The organism is Streptomyces sp. S6 (genome assembly GCF_054880855.1).
Genome location: NZ_JBTYMC010000262.1, coordinates 1 through 9,578 on the forward strand (window position 1 = coordinate 1; position 9,578 = coordinate 9,578).

The 9,578-nt window shown below is 71.1% G+C and carries 9 protein-coding genes; 3 read left to right on the plus strand and 6 right to left on the minus strand.

Annotated features, from left to right (window positions below):
* The coding region (locus ACVNF4_RS27340) for an MFS transporter (protein WP_461805536.1) at nucleotides 1-823 on the plus strand (823 nt) is incomplete at its 5' end.
* Nucleotides 824-1,071: 248 nt separating this feature from the next.
* Here the strand turns inward: ACVNF4_RS27340 and ACVNF4_RS27345 are convergent.
* From ACVNF4_RS27345 to ACVNF4_RS27355, 3 genes are all read right to left on the minus strand, one after another.
* Nucleotides 1,072-2,031, minus strand: a complete 960-nt coding sequence (locus tag ACVNF4_RS27345; RefSeq protein WP_461805537.1) for an AraC-like ligand-binding domain-containing protein — start codon at nucleotides 2,029-2,031, stop codon at nucleotides 1,072-1,074.
* A gap of 163 nt (nucleotides 2,032-2,194) precedes the next feature.
* Nucleotides 2,195-3,556, minus strand: a complete 1,362-nt coding sequence (locus ACVNF4_RS27350; protein WP_461805538.1) for a class I SAM-dependent RNA methyltransferase — start codon at nucleotides 3,554-3,556, stop codon at nucleotides 2,195-2,197.
* 122 nt (nucleotides 3,557-3,678) lie between these two features.
* Nucleotides 3,679-5,733: an APC family permease gene (locus ACVNF4_RS27355; RefSeq protein ID WP_461805539.1), complete on the minus strand. Its 2,055-nt coding sequence runs from the start codon at nucleotides 5,731-5,733 to the stop codon at nucleotides 3,679-3,681.
* A 332-nt stretch (nucleotides 5,734-6,065) separates the two neighbouring features.
* Here ACVNF4_RS27355 and ACVNF4_RS27360 point away from each other — a divergent pair, with 332 nt between their 5' ends.
* Complete coding sequence (locus tag ACVNF4_RS27360; RefSeq protein WP_461805540.1) at nucleotides 6,066-6,737, plus strand: potassium channel family protein; 672 nt, start codon at nucleotides 6,066-6,068, stop codon at nucleotides 6,735-6,737.
* Nucleotides 6,734-7,411: a potassium channel family protein gene (locus ACVNF4_RS27365; protein WP_461805541.1), complete on the plus strand. Its 678-nt coding sequence runs from the start codon at nucleotides 6,734-6,736 to the stop codon at nucleotides 7,409-7,411. The genes ACVNF4_RS27360 and ACVNF4_RS27365 overlap by 4 nt, the downstream gene beginning before the upstream one ends.
* Before the next feature lie 92 nt (nucleotides 7,412-7,503).
* Here the strand turns inward: ACVNF4_RS27365 and ACVNF4_RS27370 are convergent, their stop codons facing one another.
* The 3 genes from ACVNF4_RS27370 to ACVNF4_RS27380 are packed head-to-tail and all read right to left on the minus strand — an operon-like array spanning nucleotide 7,504 to nucleotide 9,402.
* Complete coding sequence (locus ACVNF4_RS27370; protein WP_461805542.1) at nucleotides 7,504-8,235, minus strand: DUF3159 domain-containing protein; 732 nt, start codon at nucleotides 8,233-8,235, stop codon at nucleotides 7,504-7,506.
* Nucleotides 8,236-8,238: 3 nt separating this feature from the next.
* The gene (locus tag ACVNF4_RS27375; protein WP_461805543.1) at nucleotides 8,239-8,637 is read right to left on the minus strand and encodes an OB-fold nucleic acid binding domain-containing protein; all 399 of its coding nucleotides are present in this window, start codon (nucleotides 8,635-8,637) and stop codon (nucleotides 8,239-8,241) included.
* Between the two features lie 51 nt (nucleotides 8,638-8,688).
* Complete coding sequence (locus tag ACVNF4_RS27380) at nucleotides 8,689-9,402, minus strand: response regulator (RefSeq protein WP_461805544.1); 714 nt, start codon at nucleotides 9,400-9,402, stop codon at nucleotides 8,689-8,691.
* Between the last annotated feature and the right edge of the window lie 176 nt (nucleotides 9,403-9,578).

The following is a 9,578-nucleotide window of genomic DNA, read 5'->3' on the forward strand; positions in this document are numbered from 1 at the left end:
GTTCGTGCTGCCCGCCGTCCACCGCGCGCTCGGCGCCAACGGCACGCTCGCCGCGGGCGGCGTCGTCTTCGCCGGTGTGCTGGCGGTCCTCGCCACCACCCGGACGCCCTGGCTCGCGGTGGCCGTACTGCTGCCCGCCGGCCTCGCCTGGATCGGCGTGCTGTCCACCCTCAACGCCGCCCTCCAGACGAGGCTCCCCGGCTGGGTCAGGGCCCGCGGACTCGCCGTCTACCTCCTGGTCTTCCAGGGCGGCCAGGCCCTCGCGGCACCTCTGTGGGGTGCGCTGGCCGACGGCCCCGGCCTGACCGTCGCCCTCCTGACCGGCGGTGGGCTGCTCCTGGCCGGCGCGGTGAGCGTCCGCCTGTGGCCCCTGCACGGCATGGACGGCATCGACCCGACCCCGTCCGACCACTGGCCCGTCCCACCCCTCCTCTTCGACCCCGGCCCGGCCGACGGCCCCGTCCTGATCTCCGTCACCTACCAGGTCGCCCCCGGCGACAGGGCCGCCTTCACCGACTGCATGGCCCACGTGGCCCGCTCACGCCGACGCACCGGCGCGGTCTCCTGGGGCCTCTACCAGGACGGCAACGATCCGCGGCGGTTCATCGAGAACTACCTGGTCGGCTCGTGGTCGGAACACCTCGCCCAGCACCACGACAGACTCACCGCCACGGACCGCGCCGTCGAGGACCGCACCCGCCGGCTCCTCGTCCCGGACACCGCCCCGGAGGTGACCCACGCCTTCGACGCCACCACCGGCCCCGTGGTGACCGATCCGGCGGACCACCCCTCGTCCGGCGCCGAGCGCCGAGAGCGTCCCTGAGGACACGAAGCCGTGCACGTCCGCCGGCCGGCTGGAACGGCCCAGCTACCTGGGGTTCGGCGTGGGGGGACGCGCCGAGCCGCGTGCACGTGTCCAGCGCCACGGCCGGGAGGCGACACCGTCCGCGCGACCACCGCGCCGGAAGGCCGCGTTCGACGTCCTGGGGATCGCCGGCCGGCGCGGCGGGGTGATGCGTCAGCAGCGTCATCCGGGTCGTGGGACGTTCCCCCACCCCAGCCGGCCGCCGCTCACCTGTGCCGGACGCTCGTCTGCCATTCCCGGGGTGACATGCCGTAAGCGGCGCGGAAGACCCGGGAGAAGTGGGAGGCGCTGACGAAACCCCAGCGCTGGGCCACTGCCGAGACTGCCGGTGCCGTTGCGGAGGGCCGGGCCAGGTCGCGCCGGCATCGCTCCAGGCGCTCTCGGTGGATCCAACGGCCCACCGTGATCCCTTCGGAGCGGAAGAGTTTGTGGAGGTACCGGACCGATATGTGGTGGGCGACGGCGACCCGCTCCGGTGAGAGGCCGGGGTCGGCCAGGTGCCGGAGCATGTACTCCTTGACTCGCGCCAGCATGCCCCGGGCCAGTTCCGATGCCTGGGGGTCGAGCCGGCCCTGGCGTTCGTGTAACAGCACCTTCAGCAGATCCACGGCCGTCATGGCGAGCTGCCGCCCCGTGCAGGGGTCGAACCGGGCCGCCTGCTCGGCCAGGCGGGTCAGATACCCGGCGACGAGTCCGGACGTACCGGAATGGCCGCTGAACAGCGTCGGGGTGACCGTCCGCAGGCCGGCGTCCGGCATGCCCAGCTCCGTCTTCGGCACCCCGAACCAGGTGAAGCGGAAGTCGTCGGGGTGCTCTCTGCTGAAGGGCCGTCCGGTGTCGGCGCAGCTGAAGGCCCCGGGCCGGACCAGAATCTCGCGCCCGTCCTGGGAGAGCCTCGCCGTACCCCGCTGCTGCAAGGTGACCGTCATGTACTCCTCCCCGCCCTGAGCGATCAGACGCCGCCTGCGCCAGACCGTCTGGGGACCGGCCTCGACCACGGAGATCTTCAAGGGCCCGAGCCGATCACTGCTGATCGTCCCCACCGCCGGTTCCCGTTCATGGAGCGTCACGTCCAGCGGTATGAACGCGCTGGAGACGAGGCTGTGCCAGTGGTCGGCCCGTTCGGCGGGTGAGAACGGCACCGTGGAGAGCACGACGGACAACATGACTCCTCGTCAGAATCGCGACGCCCGCTCCGTCTTGAGCGGCCTGCGGGAGCCGGCGCCGGCCGCCTCCCACGTCCACTCTCGGGTCCACAGCCGCCGGTGCCATCCGTAAACTGACGTACGGTTTTGCCGTTCGGTGACCCGCGCCGCAGCGCCGAGGAGGTCACTGCCCCTTGCGGAGAGGCTCCAGAATCGCCACGCACTCCACGTGATGCGTCATCGGAAACAGATCGAACACCCGAAGCGTCCGCACCCGATACCCCCCGTCCCGGAAGTACCCCAGATCCCGGGCCAGCGCAGCCGGATCGCAGGCGACATAGGCGATCCGCCGAGCCCCCAGCGAGGCGAGGTGCTGGACCGTCGAGCGCCCGGCCCCCGCGCGGGGCGGGTCGAGGACGATGAGGTCGACCTCGGTGATCCCGGTGCGCGGCAGGACGGTGTCCACCTTGCCCTGCTCGATCCGGACCCGGGGGAACCCGGCGAGGTTGTGGCGGGCGTCCTCGACGGCGCGCTTCCCGGACTCGATGCCGAGGACGGCGCCCGCCTCGCCGAGCCGGTCGGCGAGGGCGCCGGCGAACAGCCCGACCCCGCAGTAGAGGTCGAGGGCCATCTCGCCCTTGCGCGGCAGGAGGCCCTGCATGACGGCGAGCACGAGGGTGTCGGCCGCCTTCGGGTGGACCTGCCAGAACCCGCCGCTGCCGACCCGGTGCGTACGCCCGTCGGCGCGCTCGCGGACGAAGCCCCGCCCGTGGACGCGGTGCACCCCGCCGTCCCGCTCCTCGACGCGCAGGACGGAGACGGGTTTGTCCAGCTCGACGAGGGGAAGGCGGGCGCCGGGCCGGGGGGTCAGGATGACCTGGCGGTCCTGGGACCCGGTCGCGGCGATCGCCTCGACGCTCTCCATCCCGGCCCAGTCCCGCTTCTCGACACCGAGTTCGCTGACCCCGGGCGCGGCGATCATGCAGTGGTCGATCACCTCGACCTCGTGCGAGCGGTGCCGGCGCAGACCGGCGTTGCCGTCCGCGTCCACGGCGTACTGCACCCGCGTCCGCCACTGCGGAACCTCACCGGAGGGCAGCTTGTCGCCCTCGGCGGGCATGACGGTGCCGTCCCAGCCGGCCTCCTCGGGGGTGAGCCCGGCGAGGCGCAGCAACTGCTCGGCGACGACCTCGCCCTTCATCCGCCGCTGGGCCCCCGGCTTGGCGTGCTGCCAGTCGCAGCCACCGCACCTGCCGGGCCCGGCGTACGGGCAGGGCGCCTCGACGCGGTCCTTGGACGCGCTGCGGATCTCGACGGCGTCGGCGCGCAGGAACCGCGCCCCCTCCTCGCCCTCGGTGACCCGCGCGAGCACCCGCTCCCCCGGCAGCGCGTGCCGGACGAACAGCACCTGTCCCTCGTCGGTCCGCGCGATGCAGTGCCCGCCGTGCGCGACGGGCCCGACCTCGACCTCGTACTCCCGGCCGACGAGCGACTCACGGCCCTCGCGATCCGTCCCCGCCTGCGGTTTCTTCGGTTCTGCCTGCATGGCGGGGTGACTCCAGATCGGGAAGGTGACGGGGGGTGCGCGGCGGAGGCGGCGGCCTGAGGACCGCCGTACGACGACAGCCGTCCAGTCTAGGCCCTGCGCACCGGACCCACGACCGCCGTCTACTCCCCGCGCCCGCTCGTCTCCCTGGGCCGGTCCGCGCCCGCGGGCCCCCGCCGCACCGACCCCGGCGCGTTCCACTCCTGCCGCCGTCGGGCGCGCAGCTTGGCGGCCTCGGAGGACTGGAGCTGGTAGGGGACGGAGGTGACCATGATGCCCGGCGTGAAGAGGAGGCGGCCCTTGAGGCGCAGGGCGCTCTGGTTGTGCAGCAGGTGCTCGTACCAGTGCCCGACGACGTACTCGGGGATGATCACCGACACCGCGTCCCGGGGCGACTCCCGCCGCAGGCTCTTGACGTACTCGATGACCGGCCGCGTGACCTCCCGGTAGGGCGAGTCGAGGACCTTGAGCGGGACGTCGATCCCGCGCCGCTCCCACTCGTCGCGCAGCGCCTTCGTCTCGGCCGGGTCGACGTTGACGGTGAGCGCCTCCAGCGTGTCGGACCGCATGAGCTTGGCGAAGGCGAGGGCCCGCAGCGTCGGCCGGTGGATCTTCGAGATGAGCAGCACGGAGTGCACCCGGGACGGCCGGACGCTGTCGTCGCTGGGCCCCTCGGTCGCCGCCAGCTCCGCCGCGACGCCGTCGTAGTGGCGCCGGATCGCCGTCATCGTCGCGAAGAAGATGACCATCCCGAGCAGCGCGACCCACGCGCCGTGCGTGAACTTCGTGACGAGGACGACGACGAGGACGAGCCCGGTGAAGAACGCGCCGAACGCGTTGATCGCCCGCGAGCGGACCATGTGCCGGCGCTTCGCCTGGTCCGTCTCGGTCGCCAGCAGCCGGTTCCAGTGCCGGACCATGCCGGTCTGGCTGAGCGTGAAGGAGACGAACACGCCGACGATGTACAGCTGGATCAGCCGCGTCGAGTCGGCGCCGTAGATCCACACGAGGAGGATCGCGGCGCCCGCGAGCAGCACGATGCCGTTGGAGAAGGCGAGCCGGTCACCGCGGGTGTGCAGCTGGCGCGGGAGGTAGCGGTCCTGCGCGAGGATCGAGCCGAGCACCGGGAACCCGTTGTAGGCGGTGTTCGCGGCGAGGAACAGCACGAGCGCGGTCGCCGCGGCGAGGACGACGAACAGGAAGCTCCCCTTGCCGAACACCGCCTCCGCGACCTGTGTGATCACCGGGTTCTGCACATATCCCGACCCGATCGCGGCCCCGTTCTTGAGCAGGTCCGTCGCCGGGTTCTCCGCCATGCGGACGTCCGTGACGAGCGCGAGGACGATGATCCCGCAGAACATCGTGACCGCCAGCAGCCCCATCGCGGCGAGGGTGGTGGCCGCGTTCTTCGACTTGGGCTTGCGGAAGGCGGGCACGCCGTTGGAGATGGCCTCGACGCCGGTCAACGCGGCGCAGCCGGAGGAGAAGGCCCGCAGCAGCAGGAAGACCAGCGCGAACCCGGCGAGCCCCTGGTGCTCCGCCCTGATCTCGTACTGGGCGGTCGGCGCCCGCATCGTGTCGTCCAGGACGAGCCCCCGGAACGCGCCCCACGCGATCATGATGAAGACGCCCGCGACGAACACGTACGTCGGGATCGCGAAGAGCTTCCCGGACTCCTTCACCCCGCGCAGGTTCATCAGCGTCAGCAGGACGATCACGGCCACCGCGCACGCCGTCTTGTGCTCGACGACGAAGGGGATCGCGGAGCCCAGGTTCTCGATGCCGGAGGCGATGGACACGGCGACGGTCAGGACGTAGTCGACGAGCAGCGCGCTCGCGACGGTCAGGCCCGCCTTGGGTCCGAGGTTGGTCGTCGCCACCTCGTAGTCGCCGCCGCCGCTCGGGTACGCGTGGACGTTCTGCCGGTAGGAGGCCACCACCGTGAACATCAGGACGACCACCGCGACGGCGATCCAGGGGGAGAAGTGGTACGCCGACACGCCCGCGATGGACAGGACCAGCAGCACCTCCCCGGGCGCGTAGGCCACGGAGGACAGCGGGTCGGAGGCGAAGACAGGGAGGGCGATGCGCTTCGGCAGGAGCGTTTCCCCAAGCCGATCACTGCGCAGAGCGCGCCCGATCAGGATCCGTTTGGGCACGTCGGTCAGTTTGGACACAACAGAGAATCGTATGCCTTCGAACAGGCAGCTGCCCCCCTCCGGGAGGCACCTTCATCACATGGTCACGTGGCGCACGCCACTTTGCCCGCCCTCGGCCACCGGTCGCCCGCGAGAGCGGCGGCGGGAACGGTTACGTTGGAAGCGGGCAGAACGACGGCAGCTCCCGGCCCTCAGCCGGAGGGTTCCCGGGCATGATGGCTGTCTGGCGGCCGTCACCCGGCCGTCACGCATCGCCCGAAGAGCGATGGACTGCCCGAAGAGCCGAGAGAGGAACATGAGAACGACAGCGACGCGGGTCTCCAGACCTGTGGGGAGCGTGGTGTAGGGCGATGCACATCGTCATCATGGGCTGCGGCCGGGTGGGCTCCGCCCTCGCGCAGACCCTGGAGCGACAGGGTCACACCGTCGCCGTGATCGACCAGGACCCGACCGCGTTCCGGCGCCTCGGCTCCTCCTTCGGCGGACGCCGGGTCACCGGCGTCGGCTTCGACCAGGACACCCTGCGCGAGGCCGGTATCGAGGAGGCGGGCGCCTTCGCCGCCGTCTCCAGCGGCGACAACTCCAACATCATCGCCGCGCGGGTGGCCCGTGAGATGTTCGGCGTGGAGAACGTCGCGGCCAGGATCTACGACCCGCGCCGCGCCGAGGTGTACCAGCGCCTGGGCATCCCCACGGTCGCCACGGTCCGCTGGACCGCCGACCAGATGCTGCGCCGCCTCCTGCCGTCCGGCGCCGAGCCGCTGTGGCGCGACCCCACCGGGGGAGTCCAGCTCGCCGAGGTGCACGCGTCGCCGTCCTGGATCGGCCACAAGATCAGCACGCTCCAGGAGGAGACCGGGGTCCGTGTGGCCTTCCTCACCCGCCTGGGCGAGGCGATCCTGCCGTCCTCGCAGACGGTTCTCCAGGAAGGCGACCTCGTGCACGTCATGATGCGCATCGAAGAGGTCGAGAAGGTCGAGGCGGCCTTCTCCGAGGGTCCGCAGGAAGGCGGTCACCGATGAGGGTCGCCATCGCCGGAGCCGGCGCGGTCGGCCGCTCGATCGCGGGCGAACTGCTGGAGAACGGCCACGAGGTCCTCCTCGTCGACAAGGCCCCCACCGCCATCTCGGTCGAGCGGGTCCCCCAGGCGGAGTGGCTGCTGGCCGACGCCTGCGAGATCACGTCGCTGGACGAGGCGGCGCTCCAGCGCTGCAACGTGGTGATCGCGGCGACGGGCGACGACAAGGTCAACCTGGTCGTGTCCCTGCTCGCGAAGACGGAGTACGGCGTCCCCCGGGTCGTCGCGCGCGTCAACAACCCCAAGAACGAGTGGCTGTTCAACGAGTCCTGGGGGGTGGACGTCGCCGTCTCGACCCCGCGTCTGATGTCGGCGCTGGTGGAGGAGGCGGTCTCGGTCGGCGACCTGGTCCGGCTGCTGCGCTTCAGCCACGGCGACGCGAACCTGGTCGAGCTGACGCTGCCCGAGGAGTCGGCGCTGGCCGGGACCCAGGTGGGTGACGTGGAGTGGCCCGAGGACACGTCCCTGGTCACCATCATCCGGGGGAACCGGGTGCTGACGCCGACGCCGGAGGACTCCCTGGAGCCGGGGGACGAGCTGCTGTTCGTGGCGGCTCCGGCGCGGGAGGAGCAGCTGGAGGATCTGCTGTCGGTGCGCAAGGAAGACGCCGGCGCGTAAGAACCGCACAAGAAAAGGTGGGTTGCCCTGCGATTACAGGGCAACCCACCTTTTCTTCAGATTTTGCTCAACCCTGTCCGGATCAACCCGGATCAGCCCTGTTCGGCGGCACGGGCGGCAGCGGCCTTGCGCTCCGCCTCCGCCTTCTCCTCGGCCTCCATCTCCGCGAACACGTCGATGGGCGCGGGCGCCTTCGCGAGGAACACCCAGGTCAGCCAGACGGCCAGCAGGAACGGCGGGATCTTCAGCGCGATGAGCACCCAGCCGAGCTGCGTGGTGTCGGCCCACCAGTACAGCGGGAAGAGGATCGCGCACTTGGCCAGCAGGATCAGGCCCCAGGCCCAACTCGCCTTGGCGTACGCCTTCTTGCGGCCGGGGTTGCGGGTGCGCCAGGAGAGGTTCTCCTTGAAGACCGGCCCGAGCATGAGGCCGATCAGCGGGACCCCGCACAGGGTCGTGACGATGTAGGCGAGGGACAGCCCCAGGGTGTACAGCATGCCCGGGAGGTAGAAGTCCTTCGCGTTGCCGGTCATCATCGCGAAGACGACACCGAAGGCCACCCCGAAGACACCGCTGAACGCGTGCTTGACGGTCCCCTTCATGGCGAGCCGCACCACGACCAGCACGACGGACACCGCGAGCGCGGCGATCGCCGACATGTGCAGGTCCTGGTTGATCGTGTAGATCGTGACGAACAGCAGGCCGGGCACCACCGTCTCGACCATGCCCCGCACGCCGCCGAACGCCTCGAACAACGCGGCCTCGGTCACCGCACGGGCGTCCCGCGCCTGCTCTTCTTCGGTCGGCTTGTCGAGCGACGTCACCGGTTACTCCCTACCGAGGGGTCTCAGTTCGTACTTCGGATTGAACAGCACGCGCCGGCCCCTGCTCATCGAGATCCGGCCCGACGCGATCAGCCGGCGGCCCGGTTCTATACCGACGATGGAGCGCCGCCCCAGCCACACCACGTCCAACGCGGCGGAGCCGTCGAAGAGTTCCGCCTCCAGTGCCGGGACCCCGGCCCGCGGGCGCAGGGTGACCGTGCGCAACGTACCAGTAACGGTCACTATCTGCCGATCCCGGCAGTCCTCGATCCGCGTGCACCCGGCGGTCTGGGCGTCCTCCCGCAGCTCCTCGGACTCCAGGTCCTCCTGGGACGAGGAGAGCCGGTCGAGCATACGCCGGAACCGGCCCACCGGCTTCTCGGAATGCGGCACAGCACTCATACGGGAAAGCCTACCGGCCCCCGAAGACACCCCCATCCCTCTCACTCCCCCTCACTTCTCGAACCGATACCCCATCCCCGGCTCGGTAATGAAGTGCCGAGGATGCGCCGGGTCCCCCTCCAGCTTCCTGCGCAGCTGCGCCATGTACACCCGCAGATAGTTCGTCTCCGTCCCGTACGACGGCCCCCACACCTCCTGGAGCAGTTGCCGCTGGCTGACCAGCCGGCCGGTGTTGCGGACGAGGACCTCCAGGAGATGCCACTCGGTGGGCGTGAGGCGTACGTCCCTGCCGTCCCGGTTGACCTTCTTCGCCGCGAGGTCGACGGTGAACCCCTCGGTCTCGACGAGCACCTCCCCCTCCCCCGGCCCCACCGGCTCGGCCCTGCGCACGGCCGCCCGCAGCCGCGCCAGCAGCTCGTCCATCCCGAACGGCTTGGTCACGTAGTCGTCGGCACCGGCGTCCAGCGCCTGCACCTTCTCGTCGGAGGAATGCCGCGCGGACAGCACCAGGATCGGCACGCGCGTCCACCCCCGCAGCCCCTTGATCACCTCGACACCGTCCATGTCGGGCAGCCCCAGGTCGAGCACGACGACGTCGGGGTGCCGGGCCGCGGCCAGCTGCAACGCGCTCGCCCCGTCGTGCGCCGCGTCCACCTCGTACTTGCGCGCCTTGAGGTTGATCACGAGCGCCCGCACGATCTGCGGCTCGTCGTCGACCACCAGCACCCGCGTGGGGCCCTGGGGGTTCCCCCCGGTGGTGCTCATCATCTGGCCTGCCTCTCGGACGGTCTCAGGTGTTCTGCCGGCACGGCGTCGAAGGCACCGCCGGCACCGGGCGCCGCGCTCTCCCCCGCGCCGAAGGGCCCCTCTCGACGACGAACGCGCGGGGGGCGTCGTCCGTGAAGGCGAGGCGGATCCGGTGGAGGGTCACCAGGCGTTCG